This is a genomic window from Ilumatobacteraceae bacterium (assembly GCA_033344875.1).
GTDB lineage: Bacteria > Actinomycetota > Acidimicrobiia > Acidimicrobiales > Ilumatobacteraceae > Ilumatobacter.
Genome location: JAWPMO010000001.1, coordinates 812,640 through 828,717, shown reverse-complemented (window position 1 = coordinate 828,717; position 16,078 = coordinate 812,640). Strand labels below are relative to the sequence as shown.

Here is a 16,078-nt window from a genome sequence, read left to right as displayed (position 1 = left end):
ACCTTCCATCGGCGGAACGTAGCACGCGTCCGTCCGCCGAGCGCGACCAACCTCAGATGCTGACCGATCGGCATCGGCGACCTCGATCACGTCGAGATCGCTCTCGTCGGTCCTCCGACACAACAGGTCCCGTACCACTGGGGCGGAGTCCGACCTCGTCGAGTTTGACGAGGAAGGGTGGAGCCCCGGTGACGGTGACTTCGAGGCGGTCGGCGTGGATCGTGACGGCTTCGATGAGTTCTTCGATCAACACGCGGCGTTCTTTGTCGTTGGCGTTGGCCCAGATGGCGTCGAAGTCGAAGTCGGGATCGCGCAGGAGTGCGGCGGCGCGCTCGAATGCTTGAGCGAGTGCGTTGGTGGTCTTGGCGGTTTCGAGGGTGTCGGCGTGGTCGGCTTCGAGCGCGTTGATCCGGTTCGTGAGTGAGCGTTCGTTGTCGGCGAAGTAGTCCTCGGTGATCTTGTCGTCGAGGAACAGCTGCAGGAGCTTGTCGCGTTTGCGTCGGAGGTTGGCCAGCGCGCCGGAGCGGGACGGCTCCGCCGCTCCGCCTCCGGCTCGCTCGGCCCTGCCTGCGAGCTGATGCCGGATTGCTTCGATCAGTTGGTCGTCGGTCCGCAAGAGTTCGATGCCGAGTCGTGCCGCGCGGTGGAGCCCTTTGGCGGATCGGCCGGGGATGTTGCAGCCGTGGCCACGGCTGCAGGCATCGGTAGATCGGTGTGCCGCGTCCGTTGGTGTCGATCGCGGTGAGCTTGCCGCAGGTGCCGCAGCGGACGCGTCCGGTGAGCAGGTCGGTGCCGCGTCGTCGGCCAGGGACGTGCCCGCGGTGGGCGGCGTCGAACTGCTCGGGTGTGACGAATGGTTCGTGGCGTCCGGGGAACCAATCGTCTTTGATGCAGACTTCGCCGAGGTACACGCGGTTCTGTAGCAGGTGCCGGACGCGTGAATACTTGAGACCGGTTGCGTTCGCGACCTGCGGGAGTGATGCGCCGGCGGCTCGGATCTTGAACGCTCGGCGGACGAGGTGGGCGTCGTCGTTGGCGATGAGGACCCGGTCGACGAGGTCGTAGCCGATCGGTGGCGTATTGAGCCAGTATCCGGCACGGGTGAGTTCGTGCATACTGGTCGCGACGTTCTCCATGATCTTCTCGCGTTCGAGCTGCGCCAGCAGTCCGTGCATGCCAGCGGTGAACCGGCCGGACGCTGTGGCGGATTCGACGGTGCCCTCGCTCAACGAATGAACGATCACGCAGTGCCGCTCGAACAGTTTCAAGAGCCGGTTGACGTCACCGGAGTCACGGGAGAGTCGGTCGATGCGCCAGACGATCAGGTTCGCGACCTGGTCAGCTTCGATCAGCTCGATCAGCTCTTGCATGGCGGGCCGGTCGAGGTTCTTGCCCGATAATCCTTCGTCGCACAAGAACCGGGGCGGCTCGAGGCCTTTCAGCTTGGCGTACTCGGCACAGCGTTTCCGCTGGGCGGCGGGGGAGTGCTCGACTTGGTCGTCAGTCGAGACTCGGACGTATCCGATCGTCAGCATCGGTTCCCTCCTCGTCGGGGTCGGGTGTGGTCAGGACCATACGCGCCAGGATCTGGGCGATCACGGATGCGACCCGCTGATAGTCCGGCGCGCTCATGATCGGCGCCTCTTGTCGCTGATGCGATCAGCAAAGCTGACTCCGGTTTGTTGTGAGTGGGCGACCAGGTGCGGGACGAGCGCGTCGAGTGTGTCGTCGATGTCGTGGGTGCCGAGTGGAAGCGCGGCTCCGGTGAGGTAGCCGACCAGTGCGGGCAGCATCTTGCGTAGAGTTCCAGCGTGTTCGCCGGCTCGAATGCGTTCGGCTGGGATCGAAGCTCCGACGAGGCTGGATCGTTGGACAGCAGCCCAGCGAGGGTCGAGGGGCCAACGTGAGCGGGTCTCGTCACCGCTCGGGATACGCAGGGTGAGCCATTGGTGGGTGGCGTAGGCCCACAGTGCGCCGGTCATGTCGAATGCCTCTTCGGGGGTGTTCACTCCGAACTCGCGCAGTCCGTCACGGGTGAACTCGAACTCGATGCGGATCACCGGGAGGTTGGGGTCGAACGCTGGTCCCCAGAGTTTGGGCCAGTAGTCGTGGCCGTGGTCGGTGGACTCACGGGTCTTGTCGTAGACGCGGGCATAGACCGCACCGCCACGCTTGCCGAAGTTCAACCCGGTCAACTGATCGTCGACTTCGTAGAGGGCTCGACGATCGGAGTACGTCACGAAGCTCGTTCGTTCGTCGGCGTCGATCGGAAGGTGCTGCCAGTCCGAATGCAGATCAAGACGTGACACGCTCAGCGTGGCGTCGACAACGCCAGCAGCATCGAGGAGGTTGCGGACGAACAGCACCGTTTGCGCTGGTCCGAGCGAGTGAAGCGCCAGTGCAGTGGGTTGTATGCGGACCGCTGGGAGCCGTTCGCTGTGGGTGATTCCGATACGGGCGAGTTCGTGCTGAGCGCAGTATCGATACTTACCCCAACCCGATCCGAGCACGCGTACGAGATAGCCGCCGAGCGTGGTGTCGACCGGGGTTTCGGTGTCGTGGGCGGTGGTTCTGTGCTGTTCGAGTTCGTCGAGCAGCATCTGGGGCACAGTGCCGCGGGCGGACAGATAGAGCGCATCAATGCCTGATGCGAGTTCGACGGGTGCGGACGGGTGCGTGAGTAGCAAGAGAGTTCATCTTCCGGCTCGACCGCATCACCTGACGGCGGATGCGGGAATGGGATTGGATGAACTTCGGTCTCTTGCCGACGCTTCGAGCTGTCCCGGGGTTCACCGGGTGCCGCGTTGGGATTCAGAATGGCATCGGTGTAGTTCGCTGTCAAGGCCTGCCGTGCGTTCGAAGGAAGATCGAGGTTCCGCCGTCGCCCTTCGGGCTCGGCGGCTCAGGAGAGGATGCCGGAACGGGTACTGTGCAGTTTGAGGGTGCTGTATTACAGAGAACGCACCCGATGACTTTCGAGGGGTTAGGTGGGGTGGCACAAGCAACTATCCGCACAGTCCAACCGCGGAACCGATCAGGCGGTCGACGTTTTAGACCTTTCCCGCCAGATTCATTGCGGAGTCTCACTGTGCACAACATCGCAGACGAGCGCGAAGTTCTATGGCGGATGGTTGACGCGCCAGCGCGAATTCGAGACGAAGGTCGAAAGCTCTGGCCAGAACTTCAGGAGTTCAATCGCTACTGGCCGGAGTTCCGCAGCTACATTGAGCAGGCGAGACGGTATGACGACGCGGCACAGGTCGTCACAGGTGCATCTGCGGCGTTGCTCTCGTACTACTCCGCATTGAACTTGGCGAAGGCCGAACTTCTGCGATTGGACCCGGAGGTCGTTTATCGCAAACGCATCGGACATGGGCTGAGCTACAACCCGGCTCGCGCTCGGGGCCTCAGTACGGAGATCGTTACCGTTAAGGAAGGCGTATTCCGGCACCTGTACGAGGCGCGCACGGGCGCCAAACTGGCGACTGACGAGGAGTTGCCCGTGATCTCGCTTCTGCAGTCCTGCTCCGATGTCGGAGCCGAGCTTCAGCTGGCGGGAATTGCCGCAGACACGACTGGCTCCGTTGTGTTTGTCGTGTGCTGGGACGCGAACACAATCTGGTATCTCTTTGGCCTCTGCGCCGGAACATCGCGGGTCATGGACTGCCGCAGCACACATCGGGTCCTTGCGCAGCACTTCGACCGGGTCGAGAACCCTCATCTTCTCGTTGGCCTAACCGGGATCGATATGCCGCCCGCTGTGATCCTGCAGTCCAAGTTTGTCGTCGATCGCGTTGAACCGGGTGAGGGGGGTCCGTTGCTCTCTGAAGTGGCGGATGTGCAGGCGCACGCGTCAGCGTGCCTGCGCGACATTCAGAGTCACGGGTTGTATGGGTACGACGAATGGTCACCGTCGCTATGGAAATCGCGTTGGCTTCCGATGCGTGCGGATCTCGGCAGGTATGCGGCGATGTTCTATTGCTCCGGGGTGGCGCGCTATCGGCCATCGATGATCTTTGATGTAGACGACGGCCGCGCCTCTTGGATTCTTGGAGCTTTCGTAGAGGAAGCTAGGAGGAATCTTCTCCGTGACATGGTTGGTGGAGTTTCCGGTAGCCACGTCAGTCTCAGTGCGAAACCGCCGGGTTCGACGTACTGAGCAGGCTGCCGAAGATCCGTGGGCCTTAGATCGCGTCAGCTCATAAGACGCCAGTGGCCGGTACGGGATCGTGTGGTTCGGTCCTCCGACACCAGTGTTCTCAACGGAACCGCGTAGCCCTACTTCGTGTAGGGCTACGTTCAGTTTCGGGACGCCTCTGACTTCGACTTCGAGGTGGTCGCCGTAGACGTTGACGGTGGGTACGAACTCATCGAGCAGGGTTCGGCGTTCGGTGTCGGTGGCGGCTTCCCAGATGGTGTCCCAGTCGATGTCGTTGAGGATCTCCACGACTCGGTCGAACTGTTCGGGCAGGTCCGCGGGTTCTGGTTCGGGCTCGATCACGTCGAGGGCGGCGATCTGGTTGCTGAGTCGTTGTTCTTCGTCGTGGAAGCCATCAGCGCTGATCTGGTCGGCGTAGAAGAGTTGCAGCAGTTTGCGGCGCTGGTTTTCTAGTTCGGTGATCTGGCGGCGTCGGTCGACCTGGAGCCCGCCAGCGGTCCTCCGGCCCGCTCGGCGGCTCTCCAGGCTCTCCCTGATCGCTGCCTGAAGCTCCGAATCATCGCGAATCAACCTCAGACCGAGCAGCGCACTTCTCAGCAGGCCCTTGTTCGAGAACCGAGGCACGTCACAGGTCTGGCCGCGGTGCTTGCAACGGTAGCCGAGGTAGCCGGCGCCGTTGTCCATCACCGACATCGCCCGTGCACACTTGCCGCAACGAACACGACCCGACATCAGATCCTTGCCCCGGCGTGAGCCCTTGCGGCGTCCTCGATGTGCGGCCTGGAACTGAGCGTCAGTGACCAGCGCGTCGTGCAGCCCGTCGATCCACTGGTCACCGCACTTGACTTGGCCGAGGTAGACGGGGTTCCGCAGGATCGACAGCACCGTGGACTGATTCACACCGGTCCGCTCCGAAATCTTGGCGTGGCTGAGTCCCTCGGTGCGGAGCTGGAACACGGCGCGGACGGTGTCGGCCTGATCGTTCGCGACCAGTACACCGTCGACCAGGTCGTACCCGGTCGGGGGTCGGTTGGTCCACCGGCCTTGGCGTGCAGCTTGGCGCATCCCGAGTCGGACGTTCTCGGAGAGTTGCTCTCGGTAGAACTGAGCGAACGACCCCAAGATGTTGTAGAACATCCGCCCCGTCGCAGACGACAGATCGAGGTTCTCGGTGTGCGAGTGCAGCGCGACGTTCGCTTGCCCGAACCGGTCAGCGAGCCCGATCAGGTCACCGAGGTTGCGGGAGAGTCGGTCGAGTCGCCAGACCAGGACGTGGTCGACGTGGCCGTCATCGACCATCCGCAGGAGTTGCATCAGGCCCGGTCGGTTCAGGTCCTTGCCCGATCGGCCGGGATCGGTGATGGTCATCACAGTGCCGAGGTCGTGCAGATCCGCGTACTGGGCGAGTTTGTCGGCTTGGCCCTCGATCGAGAACCCTTCGGCGGCTTGCTCCTCGGTCGAGACTCGGCAATAGGCCACGGTCAGCATGGGTGGAGCCTTTCGGGTTGGTGCGGGTGCAGGTGATTCGGAGAGCGATCGTGATGAGCGTGTCAGCGACACGGTCGTAGTCGGGTTGGTCGGACATGGTGTCACTGATCGAAGAACAGGACGCGACAGGCCGGGCCGGTCCAGTCGTCGAGGTCGTCGGAGTTGAACACGAACGATGGTGCGTTGCCGCCGAGCTGCGCGATCACCCAGGCACGGGCCGCAGCTTCGCTCGGGTGGGCGAAGAGGTCTTCGGCGGGTTGGAAGCCTTGCGCGACTTCGTAGCGGTGGTAGCCGACCGGTCGTGATGCTTCGAAGGTCTTGGCGACGTACTTCGACAGGTAGTTCGCGGCCTGGCGTGACTTGGCGAGATCACCGGCGCCGTTGCTGTGACGGACGCGGATGCGTCGCACGTCCACGAATCCGTGCGGCCAGCATGACGCGATCAGATCCTTACGCACGTAACGGTTGAGTCCGACGTGAGCGTGGAAGCGTTGGCCGTCCTTGTGGAGCTCGGGAACCCACACGTACGGGAGCTTGTGGCCAGTCTCGGTGCGGAGGCGACGGAAGAACTGGCCGAGGTCGGAGCGGAGTTGTTTCGGGTCGGTGCAGAACGGTGGCGCGTAGGTGAGCGTGACGAGCCGGTTGATCTGATTCGCAGCGCAGTAGCGGCGCAGCCGTGCTTTCGCTCGCCGTCCGGCGCGTTGCTGGTTGTGGTCGATCGTGCCGTCATCGAGGGCAGGTTCGGCGGCGTACCCGTTCGAGGCGTCCCATGTCGGGGCGGTGTCGAACCGGATCGACGGCTTGAACGAGATCACTGCTTCACCTGCGGTCGGGTAGATGCGGGCGCGCCACCCGGCAGGTTCACGCCGGTTGACAAGACCCCTGTTCGTGGGTTTGCCGAGCCCGACAGGTCTGACGAGTTTTGTGCCCTTATCAAGTCGAGGGCGGCCTGACGGCCGCCCGGGCGCGTGCGGGTCGCAGGGTTGACGGTCGGACGGTTGGTGCATGGGGACTCCCAAGGGTTCGGGAGGCTGCTACCGGGCGTCGAAGTCATCTGGGCTGTTACCGCGTTCGGCCTGTGCACCAGGTCGAGGAGCCACACGGGAGGGAGAATTTCCGGGCCACCGGATCAGGCCCCACCCTCGTCAACAAGTATCTATGTGAGTTGTAGCGAACCGCCACAGCCAATGGAAGCGTCGCTACCGGGGAGATTACACATCTGTCATTTGGGTTTCAAGAGGCAAGAAGGAGGCCGGGCCTGCGGCCCGACCTCGAACCCAATGCTCCAGCACAGGGTGACCGCAGCCCTCAAGGCCAAGCCCTCCGGGCGGCCTGCGGCCGGCCTTGACCGCCGCTACCCGCAACGTGGCGACGCCCAGGCCCGGCGCGTTCGAGTCGGTGCGCGGAGTTAGCAGGTGCTGTGTTACAGAGAACGCACCCTCAGCAGGCGTCGTGATTACCCAAGCGCTGCAGGAGGGCCGGAGCAGGTCACCGTTGGCGTACGCCATCATGATTGCCACGCGGTGAACTGTGCTGCTGTTGCCCAAACCAGTTACCTTTCGGATAAAGGTCTCCCAATCGTTCGGGCATGGTTGCGTGCGAGATCGTGGGAGTTCGTGCGTTCGATGCGCAGCAGATCCGTTGACGGGGCTTGCTGCTGCCGGCCGAGCGGGCGCCACCGTATGATCTCGCGATGGAACGGCGCAGGCGGATGGCGGCATTGATATCGGTTTTGATCGGGATCGCGGCCTGCGGCGCCGGAGCGGACGGCAACATGTCGACCACGATCGCACCATCCGGGATCATCGTGGGCTTCGACATGCACTTCGACGAAGACGTCACAGCGACGGGCGGGGGCGCAACAACGACCGGATGGGTCGGGCCGATGAACTTCTACCGTGAGGACGGCGATCTCAATGGTCTGACGATGCCGGTCGATCGAGGAATGACCCTGCGACCGGGATTTGTCATCCGGCCGCTCTGTGAAGGACCGGTGTCCACGCCGCCGGTCGTGATTGAGTCAACCCGCTCCGATGGGACGTTGCGCATCGACCGCATCGAACTCGACGACGACCGCTACGCCGATGCTGTCGGCGAGTGGTGCAGCGGCGGCGTTCGTGCGAATGCTGCCTCAGGGACGATGTGGCCGGATGGTCGACGCGAGGTCGAGGTGCAAATCGGCAACCCTGGTCGCGACGCCGCCTCGGTGCGCGTCGCCGACGACGACCGCTGGTCGTCGGTTGCGATCGAGGTGGCTGGCGGCGACACAGGCTCGCTGATAGTGCGCGGCACGCCGGCGAGGAGCACCGACGGCACGACACCTGTGATCCCGCTACTCATCACGATCGCAGGCGCCACCACGACGGTTGACGTGCCGGTCGACTTCTGACGTTCTCGTCCTTGGGGCCAAGCCGAGTCCGAGTCGCCGACGCTCCCAATGCAGTGCCCGGCGATCTGTTTGCACTCGGCGTCCCGACGAGGTGCCACGTAGTCAGGCTCGGTGATCGTCCCACATCCCCAGTCGGTCGTCGGTTGAGATCTCTTCCGTCGGTCCTCCGACGTGAACCCCCACGGGGCAGGTCAGGTTGACGAACTCGACTTGGTGCGTGCTTGTGCGGCTGCGGCTCGTCTGGCGAGTTCGTCGTCGGAGATCCAGCCCATGAAGTAGCCGTAGTCCATTCGGCCCCCGGAGCCGGGGGCGAACCTGGCCGGCGGCGGGTCGGGGTCGGCCTCCGGGACCTTCGGACGTCCGCTGCCCGTGATCACCCGACCGTGGACATCGGTGAAGACCATGCCTCCGGGCTGGTCGGCGTCGCCCGAGACGCCGAGCTCACCCTGATGGTGCTGGCGATGGTGCCTGCCGCACAGAGACAGCAGGTTGCCGGTGTCGGACGTGCCGCCGTGCAGCCAGTGGACGATGTGGTGGACCTCGACGAACCGGCCGGCGGTGCAGCCGGGGACCCGGCAGCCACGATCGCGCCGTTCGATGATCCGACGGGTGCGATCGGGGACGATCCGCTGCGAGCGGCCGACGGAGAACGGCAGGCCTTCGCGTTCCCACACCGGCTGCACGACGCCGTCGCACAGCAGACGTTCACGAAGAGCCATCGGTACCTGCCACCCGTCGGTCGTCGTGGTCGCACCGTTCGACACGTCGACGTGCAACCAGGTGCGGAAGCGATCTCGCCGCGACTCCGACGGCACGGCATCGAGCGACGTCTCGGCCATCTCGACCAGGGCGTCGGCCCAGGTCGCGTCGGTCTCACCGCGCTCGAACAGCCCGTCCTTGCTCTCGGACAGCGCCGCCTCGATCCGGCGGCCGGTGGCCACATCGAAGTTGCCGTTGATGGTCCAGCGGTCGCCCGCGACCGAACCGAACTTGAGCCGATCGACAGGCGGCTGCGGAGGGGGCTCGGCGGGCGCGGGACCATCGTCGACGAACTGATCGGTGATCGTGCGTCGGAGCTGATGGACCGTCGCCTCCTTCACGAAGTCGAGCACCTTGCCGTCGGCCCACGACGGCGCCTTGGCCACCACGACCGCCACCTGCTCGAGCGTGATCTCTCCGCGTTCGAGCGCCGAGGTGACGACCGGGAAGTCGGCCCGCTGCTCCGCGACGGTCACGATGAGCTTCGCTCGTTCGGGCGAGAGACCGGCCTTCCACGCCAGCCACTGGGCGGGCGAATGGATGCCGGTACCGACCCACTCGCGGTCATCCAGCACCCCGGCCATCACGGCGACCAGTCGGCCGTTCTGCACGTTCAGGTGCCCCGTGATCTCTGCGACGAGCGACTCGGCATCGTGCGTCGTCGGGTCGGTCCCGGCCTCCGCAACGTCTGCCATCATCGACATGCCAGAAGCGTACATACGTTCGATCAGAGGTGCAACGCGCCTGGTCAGAGGCAATGCAGATGACCGACGCGATCGTATCTGTTCCGGCGATACCGACCGGCAGGGGACGCATCGTCGGTCCCGTGGAGGCCGGTGCGCTGCGAGTCAGCGAAGCGTCTCGGGTACCCAGCCACCCGGTTGGGTGTACGGGCGACCGTTGTTGCAGCCTCCCTGCGCTCGGAGGATCGGATACGGATTGACCGCGATGCCGCCGCCCGGCCGGATCTCGAAGTGGAGGTGGGGTGCGCTCGCGTTGCCGGTGCTGCCGACCCATCCGATGATCTGGCCGGCCCGCACGGTCGACCCGACCCGCAGGTCGGGGGCGAAGTCGGACAGATGGGCGTAGAAGTAGCGGGTGTTGTCGGCACCGGTGAGGGTCCAGGCGTTCCCAGCGTTGCGCCCGGCGCCGTTCCAGATCCGACCGGTGAGCCGGCCGTCGACGACGGCGTACACGTAGTTGCCGGCGCCGGGGAAGATGTCGGACCCGGCGTGGCTGCGTCCACCGCTGCGGGCGTCGCCCCAGGTGTCGCCGAAGCCGCACGGCCCCTGGGTCGGAGCGGCCTCGAGACGAACCGATGCGGCCGTCACGATGTCGGCCCCTTCCGGCAGCTGCAGGACATCGCCGGGCACGATGAGATCGCCGGAGTCGGCACTGTTGACCGACAGCAGCGAGCGCATCGACACGCCGGCTCGCGCGGCGATCGCGGCCCAGCTGTCACCGCGCACGACCGTATAGGTGCTCCCCGACGCCGTCGGGCCGTCGGCACCCGACGAACTCGAAGCCGAGCCACCGCTCAGCGAGGTCCCGGCCGGCAGGCACACGGTGTCTCCCGGGTGGATCGCCCGGTCGATCCCGACGCCGTTCGCGGCGGCGACGGCTCCGGCGGTACTGCCCGCACGGGCGCCGATCGCGGCCCAGCTGTCGCCCGACCGGACGGTGTAGGAGTTCGAACACGCCCGGCTCGGATCGGCGCCCGACGGCAGACACAGGCGATCACCCGGCGTCAGCATCGCGTCGAGCGTGGCGCCGTTGGCGTCGGTCAACGACCGGACGCTCACCTCGATCCGGGCGGCGATGCCATACCAGCTGTCGCCGGACCGAACGTCGTAGCCCGGACCATTCGCACACGTGAACCCCGACGCCGACACCGACGACGGGACGGCGACGAGCGACGCCGCACCCGCGACGAAGCTCACGGCCGACCAGACGGCGACCCGCCGAATTGCTGCCCCAACCTGCATGGAGAATCGTTTCCTTCCCCGCCCAGCGAGGAGAATATCGAGGGTGCCATCGCCTGTCAGGTCGCCCCCACGCTCGGTCGCATGCCGACCCGACGGTCGGACCGCCGGTTAACCTCACGGGCGCTGTGAGGACCGACGACACGACCCCGGGGCGACGGCGCCTGCTCGCGGGCTGGGGGAGAGCGAACCCCACCGCGGCGACCGTCCGCGACGTCGAGCCCGACGAACTGGCAGCAGCCGTCAAGGACCTGCCCGCCCGCGGCGGCATCGCCCGAGGCCTCGGCCGTTCGTACGGCGACCCGGCACAGAACGCGGGCGGTCACGTACTCCGACTCGCCCCGGCCAACGACCATGTGGCGATCGACGACGACGCGGGCACCGTGACCGCCGGCGGGGGAGTCGGGATCGACGATCTGTTGGCGATCCTCGTACCCCGCGGCTGGTTCGTTCCCGTCACGCCCGGTACACGGTTCGTCACCATCGGCGGAGCGATCGCGAGCGACATCCACGGCAAGAACCACCATCGCGAGGGGTCGTTCGGCAACCACGTGACCCGTCTCCGGCTGATGCTCGCCGACGGCACCGTCGTCGACTTGGCACCGGAGCCGGCGCCCGGCAACGACCATGAACTGTTCTGGGCCACCGTCGGCGGTATGGGCCTCACCGGCGTCATCGTCGACGCGACCTTCCGGTTGATCCCGATCGAGACCAGTCGCATGTCGGTCGAGACCCACCGCCTCGGCCACCTCGACGACGTCATGGACCGCATGGTCGAGAGCGACGCCGACTTCCGCTATTCGGTCGCATGGATCGACCTGCTGGCCCGGGGCAAGCACCTCGGTCGCGGTGTGCTCACCAACGGCGAACACGCGGTGCCCGACCAACTGTCGCCGACTGCGGCATCCGACCCGCTCGCCTACGACGGTCGCCAGCTCGTCGCGGTTCCGCCGGTCGTGCCGCCCACCGGTGTGATCAACCGGCTGTCGGTGACGGCGTTCAACGAGGTCTGGTACCGGCGGGCCCGCACGGGTCGACACGTCGGCGTCGAGTCGATCCCGGCGTACTTCCACCCGCTCGACCTGGTCGGCGGCTGGAACCGGGTGTACGGCCGCTCCGGATTCCTCCAGTACCAGTTCGTGGTGCCGTTCGGCGCCGAAGCGGTCCTGCGTACCGTCATCGAACGGATCTCGGCCGCCCGACTCCCGATCTTCCTCACGGTGCTCAAGCGCTTCGGCGCCGGCAACCGAGGGCCGCTGAGCTTCCCGATGGGGGGATGGACCCTCGCGATCGACGTGGCGACCGACCGGTCCGGCCTGGCCCCGCTCCTGCGCTCGCTCGACGATCTCGTCCTCGGGGCCGGGGGCCGGCACTATCTGACCAAGGACTTCCACATGACGCCCGCCGACGTCCGTCGCGGCTATCCGCGCCTCGACGAGTGGCGCGCCGTCCGCGACCGCGTCGACCCGGGCGGCGCCTGGGCGAGCGACCTGAGCCGCCGCCTCGAACTCACCGACTGAACGGAACCCCATGCAGAACGCACTCGACGAAGCGCAGACCATCGTCCTCCTCGGCGGCACGAGCGAGATCGGTCGCGCCATCGTCGACGAACTCGTCTCGTCGTCGACCAGAACCCTCGTCCTCGCGTGCCGGCGCCCCGACGAAGCGGGAGCAGAACGCTTCGCCCGCGACGGTCTGAACGTCGTCGTCGAACCGTTCGACGCCGCAGCCACCGAGACCCACGAGGGATTCGCCCGCCGTCTCGCGGCCGAACACGGCGACCTCGACGTCGTCGTGCTCGCGTTCGGCGTCCTGGGCGAGCAGACGGAGTTCGACGACGACCCGGGGGCCGCGGCGGCAGCCGTCCACGTGAACTACACCGGAGGCGTCGCAGCGTCGCTCGCATTCGCCGGGGTCATGCGACGGCAGGGGCACGGCCGCCTCGTGGTCCTGTCGAGTGTGGCCGGCGAACGGGTCAGGGCGGCGAACTTCGTCTACGGCTCGTCGAAGGCCGGTCTCGACGCCTTCGCACAGGGTCTCGGCGACTCGTTGGCCGGGACCGGTGTGCAGGTGACGGTGGTCCGGCCGGGCTTCGTCCACTCGCGGATGACCAGAGGCATGAAGTCCGCGCCCTTCTCCACCACACCACGAGTCGTCGCCGAACTGACGGTCGCCGGCATGCGCAAGGGGAAGCACACGGTCTGGACCCCGGGCATCCTGCGGTACGTCTTCAGCGTGCTCCGCCATGTACCACGGCCGATCTTCCGGCGGCTCCCGCTCGGCTGAGTACGGCCCGTCAGTCGTCGTTGGCGACGACGGGGAACCGGCCCGTGACGTCGGCGGGGCTGACGCCGCCACCGCCGTCGCAGCGCTCGTACAGCAGTACCAGGTTGTCCTGGTACCGCTCGACCAGGCAGAAGTGGTCGGCGACCGCCTGGTTCCCCTCGTCGGACAGGTGGAGATCGGACGCGTTCGGTTCGTTCCAGCCGGTCCAGATGTTGGTGAGCACCAGGAAGTCGGCGGTCGCGATGTCGTCGGCCAGGCCCGAGCCCTCGGCGTCGGCGAGGCCCGGATCCATCTCGATGTAGTAGGTGGCCGGCTCGAGTTCGGGGAACAGGAAGTACACCGACACGTCGCTGTAGATCGTGCGACTCAGATCGGCCGGGCCCACGATCAGTCGGTCACCGGGCTCCGACCGGGCGTCGAGGTCGGGGATCATCTCGTTGAGCGCCTTCGCGACGTAGAAGTCGCCGAACCAGAACCGGTGGTCGTCGCGCTCCACGAGGAACGGCACCGGCAGCTGCCCGGCTGACACGCGCGTGTGCAGCAGGTAGTGACGATACGTGTAGAACGGGCACACGACCAGCATCAGCAGCCCGACCACGACCGTGGCCCCGACGGCCCTGCGATCGAGTGTGAACCGGTCACGGGCGAGCACGATCAGCGACGGCACCAGGAGCGACCACGAGACCACGGCCACCCAGGCGAGATGGGTCGAATCGGGGCGCTGCATCGCCTGCGGGAGAATGCCCAACCCGAACAGTCCACCGACGATCAGCACGGTCGCGAGCGGGTCGGCCCGGCCCGACCGGCGGGCCAGGACCAGCCCGACGACCGGGACGGCGAACGCGATCAGGATCACGGCGAAGAACCAGACGAAGAGCTGCTGACTGTGGCCCATCGCGGGGAGCCCCCACCAGGGCGGGACGCCCTCGGCGACGGCCTGGAGCGCGCCGTCGGCCACGCTCCAACCCGGAGGCCGCGGGAGCTCGCGGCCGGCCCGCAGCTCGAACACCGGATCGAGCACCATGCCCTCGATCGCGGTCCTCGGGCCCACCCGTGCGAGGTGATACCACATCGGCAGCAGCCCGACGAAGGCGCCGGCGACCAGCACCCGCCACCCCCGGCCCCGGCTCTGCCACACCACGAAGGCGAGCGCGATCGCGAGCGCCACCACCAGGTCCGGTCGATACCCCAGGGCGAGTCCCGACAGCCCACCGGCCCACCAGAGATCACGAGGGCCCCCGGTCGACAGCGACCTGACGGCGAACACGACCGACCACAGACCGAGGGCAAGGGCGCCGTGCCAGGCCAGGGCGGACAGCCCGATCGGGGTCAGGATCAGCATCGACGCGACGAGCGCCGTGCCCACCGCGGCGACGTGCCCCCACGCCCTCGCCAGCGCATAGAGGGCGAAGATGATCCCGATGTGCTGGAGCAGGCCGAACGTCCGCTGACTCTCGAGCGTGTCGCCGGCGATTCGGTACCACAGGGCGAGCACGTCGAGCGACGCCGGTCCGTACAGGTGGAGGAAGTCCTCGTTGGGCGCCTTCCCCTCCTGCACCAGCTTCGGGAAGACGAGCATGAAGCCCTCTTCCATCGACGACCCGGTGGCCCGGTACAGCCCGCGGAGCGGCGCCACGATGACCGCCAGGACCGCGACGATCGACAGGATCGAGGCCCGCGACGCCGGCCAGGTCGGCCGCCGCAGGGCGCCGCCCAGCACGAACGGCGGGGGCGTGTCGGTCGAGGTCACGCCGTGACGGTAGCGACCTCCACACCCACAACGGAGGAACCACCGGCGGCGCCGCCGTGCGCCCTAACCTCACGTCGTCATGTCACACCAGCAGACGGCAGCGGCCGAACTCGATCATCACGTCGCCGATCTGCTCGACCGTGGGATCCGGCGCGTCCACGTGTTGGGGTGGCGCGACCTCGCCGACCCCGATGCCGGAGGCTCGGAAGTGCACGCCGACGAGTTCATGCGACGCTGGGCCGATCGCGGCCTCGACGTGCTCCACCGGACGTCCGCAGCGGTCGGATTGCCGGCGACCGACCAGCGCAACGGCTACCGCGTCGTTCGGCGGGGCAGCCGGTACTCCGTGTTCCCGCGCGCGATCGCGTCGGAGCTCACCGGGCGGATGGGTCGGTACGACGCGCTGGTCGAGATCTGGAACGGGGTGCCCTGGTTCTCACCGGTCTGGTGCCGGCGGCCGCACGTGACCATGCTCCACCACGTCCACGGCCCGATGTGGGACCAGGTCATGCCGGGCCCGCTGGCGCCCGCAGGCCGCTTCCTCGAAGCCCGCTTTGCGCCGCCCTTCTATCGGAGCACCCTGACCGTCACCCCCTCCGACGCGACCCGCGACGAGCTCCTCGAACTCGGCTTCCGTCCCGACCGCGTCGAGGCCCACCCGAACGGCGTCGACCCCGTGTTCCGGCCCGGCGGCGAGAAGACGGTCGACCCGTCGATCGTGGCCGTCGGACGACTCGCCCCGGTGAAGCGGTTCGACCGCGTGATCGACGCGGTGATCGAGGCCCGGCGACGCGTGCCCGGCCTCCGCCTCGACATCGTCGGCGGCGGGCCCCTCCACGGTGAACTCCAGGCGCAGATCGACGCCGCCGGAGCGAACGAGTGGATCCGCCTCGCCGGTCGCAAGACCCACGAGGAGCTGATCTCGCTGTACCAGCGCTCGTGGCTCGTCGTCAGCGGCTCGATCGCCGAAGGTTGGGGGCTCAGCCTCACCGAGGGCGCCGCGTGCGGCACACCGTGTGTCGCCACCGACATCCGTGGTCACCGCAGCAGCGTTCGCGACGGGATCTCCGGACTGCTCGTCGCGCCCGAGACGCTCGGCACGACGATCGCCGACGTCGTGACCGACCCGGATCGCGTGGCCTCGCTGCGGCGCGGCGCACTCGAGTGGGCCGAGTCGCTCACCTGGGACGGATCGGCGCTCGGGATCACGAAGGCCCTGCACAGCGAGGTCGTCGCAGCCCAGCGACGGCGGGGGTAGCGTTCCG

14 protein-coding genes are annotated in these 16,078 nt (G+C 66.9%); 5 read left to right on the top strand and 9 right to left on the bottom strand.

The features are described from left to right. Positions 1–52: 52 nt before the first annotated feature. Positions 53–616 carry a hypothetical protein gene (locus R8G01_03925; protein ID MDW3213120.1) on the bottom strand — a complete coding sequence of 188 codons (564 nt, stop codon included), beginning with the start codon at positions 614–616 and terminating at the stop codon, positions 53–55. Positions 617–1,019: 403 nt separating this feature from the next. Here R8G01_03925 and R8G01_03920 point away from each other — a divergent pair, with 403 nt between their 5' ends. Then, positions 1,020–1,400 (top strand): hypothetical protein, encoded by a 381-nt coding sequence (locus R8G01_03920; GenBank protein ID MDW3213119.1) that lies wholly within the window; start codon positions 1,020–1,022, stop codon positions 1,398–1,400. Positions 1,401–1,500: 100 nt separating this feature from the next. On the opposite strand, the gene R8G01_03915 is transcribed toward R8G01_03920, so the two are convergent. The 5 genes from R8G01_03915 to R8G01_03895 form a co-directional block, all read right to left on the bottom strand. After that, the gene (locus R8G01_03915) at positions 1,501–1,632 is read right to left on the bottom strand and encodes a hypothetical protein (protein MDW3213118.1); all 132 of its coding nucleotides are present in this window, start codon (positions 1,630–1,632) and stop codon (positions 1,501–1,503) included. Beyond that, positions 1,629–2,687 carry a hypothetical protein gene (locus R8G01_03910; protein MDW3213117.1) on the bottom strand — a complete coding sequence of 353 codons (1,059 nt, stop codon included), beginning with the start codon at positions 2,685–2,687 and terminating at the stop codon, positions 1,629–1,631. Before R8G01_03910 ends, R8G01_03915 begins: the two co-directional genes overlap by 4 nt. Before the next feature lie 1,229 nt (positions 2,688–3,916). Next, the gene (locus R8G01_03905) at positions 3,917–5,647 is read right to left on the bottom strand and encodes a recombinase family protein (protein MDW3213116.1); all 1,731 of its coding nucleotides are present in this window, start codon (positions 5,645–5,647) and stop codon (positions 3,917–3,919) included. A 101-nt stretch (positions 5,648–5,748) separates the two neighbouring features. Then, positions 5,749–6,462 carry a hypothetical protein gene (locus tag R8G01_03900; GenBank protein ID MDW3213115.1) on the bottom strand — a complete coding sequence of 238 codons (714 nt, stop codon included), beginning with the start codon at positions 6,460–6,462 and terminating at the stop codon, positions 5,749–5,751. Between the two features lie 673 nt (positions 6,463–7,135). Beyond that, the gene (locus R8G01_03895; GenBank protein MDW3213114.1) at positions 7,136–7,432 is read right to left on the bottom strand and encodes a hypothetical protein; all 297 of its coding nucleotides are present in this window, start codon (positions 7,430–7,432) and stop codon (positions 7,136–7,138) included. Between R8G01_03895 and R8G01_03890 the strand changes: the two genes are divergently transcribed. Next, a complete protein-coding gene (locus R8G01_03890; GenBank protein ID MDW3213113.1) occupies positions 7,422–8,036 on the top strand; it encodes a hypothetical protein in 615 nt (204 codons plus the stop codon). The genes R8G01_03895 and R8G01_03890 overlap by 11 nt on opposite strands. Before the next feature lie 191 nt (positions 8,037–8,227). On the opposite strand, the gene R8G01_03885 is transcribed toward R8G01_03890, so the two are convergent. Together R8G01_03885 and R8G01_03880 are read right to left on the bottom strand one after the other, a co-directional pair. Further along, a complete protein-coding gene (locus R8G01_03885; GenBank protein ID MDW3213112.1) occupies positions 8,228–9,499 on the bottom strand; it encodes a DUF222 domain-containing protein in 1,272 nt (423 codons plus the stop codon). Positions 9,500–9,643: 144 nt separating this feature from the next. Continuing rightward, positions 9,644–10,735, bottom strand: coding sequence for a LysM peptidoglycan-binding domain-containing protein (locus tag R8G01_03880; protein MDW3213111.1), 1,092 nt, complete (start codon positions 10,733–10,735; stop codon positions 9,644–9,646). A gap of 170 nt (positions 10,736–10,905) precedes the next feature. Here R8G01_03880 and R8G01_03875 point away from each other — a divergent pair, with 170 nt between their 5' ends. Both R8G01_03875 and R8G01_03870 read left to right on the top strand, forming a co-directional pair. Next, positions 10,906–12,297: an FAD-binding oxidoreductase gene (locus tag R8G01_03875; GenBank protein ID MDW3213110.1), complete on the top strand. Its 1,392-nt coding sequence runs from the start codon at positions 10,906–10,908 to the stop codon at positions 12,295–12,297. 10 nt (positions 12,298–12,307) lie between these two features. Then, complete coding sequence (locus R8G01_03870; GenBank protein MDW3213109.1) at positions 12,308–13,063, top strand: decaprenylphospho-beta-D-erythro-pentofuranosid-2-ulose 2-reductase; 756 nt, start codon at positions 12,308–12,310, stop codon at positions 13,061–13,063. 10 nt (positions 13,064–13,073) lie between these two features. On the opposite strand, the gene R8G01_03865 is transcribed toward R8G01_03870, so the two are convergent. Continuing rightward, positions 13,074–14,813, bottom strand: a complete 1,740-nt coding sequence (locus R8G01_03865) for a hypothetical protein (GenBank protein ID MDW3213108.1) — start codon at positions 14,811–14,813, stop codon at positions 13,074–13,076. 79 nt (positions 14,814–14,892) lie between these two features. Between R8G01_03865 and R8G01_03860 the strand changes: the two genes are divergently transcribed. Then, positions 14,893–16,071, top strand: coding sequence for a glycosyltransferase family 4 protein (locus R8G01_03860; protein ID MDW3213107.1), 1,179 nt, complete (start codon positions 14,893–14,895; stop codon positions 16,069–16,071). Positions 16,072–16,078 lie beyond the last annotated feature (7 nt).